1 protein-coding gene is annotated in these 430 nt (G+C 43.0%); it reads right to left on the reverse strand.

Annotated elements, in window-relative coordinates:
* Positions 1–430, reverse strand: a 430-nt coding sequence (locus PF327_RS11425; RefSeq protein ID WP_289402679.1) for a beta-helix domain-containing protein, incomplete at both ends; no start/stop codon positions are given.

Here is a 430-nt window from a genome sequence, read left to right on the forward strand (position 1 = left end):
ATCATTTCCTGCATTTCCTATCAGTGTTAATCCACCCCATAGTCCAACTTCTTGTGCTGAAGTATTTTGTGATGTAAAGACAATAGGTTTGTCCACTGTACCAAGTGCATATATTTTAGCCCCTTTATCAACGATCATATATGAAGTGGCATCTCCTGTTCCAGGCAGTCCAACAATAGTTGTTCCTTCCTGTATTCTCAATTCTGCTCCAGAAGTAACCACTGCAAGACCATCAAGTTCCCATATTTTGTCTGAAGTCAAGACTGTACATCCTGTCAGATCACCTGTAAGTGTCACTGATGTCGGAACAGTACATACAACATTACCCGTACCACCTTCAAATGCCGCCTGAAGCGCTGCAGCGGAAGGACCCGTATAGATCAGACCTTCCGGAGCTGTAATAGCGACATTTTCAAATGAAGTAGTTGCT

It is taken from the genome of Sulfurovum xiamenensis, from assembly GCF_030347995.1.
Lineage (GTDB): Bacteria > Campylobacterota > Campylobacteria > Campylobacterales > Sulfurovaceae > Sulfurovum > Sulfurovum xiamenensis.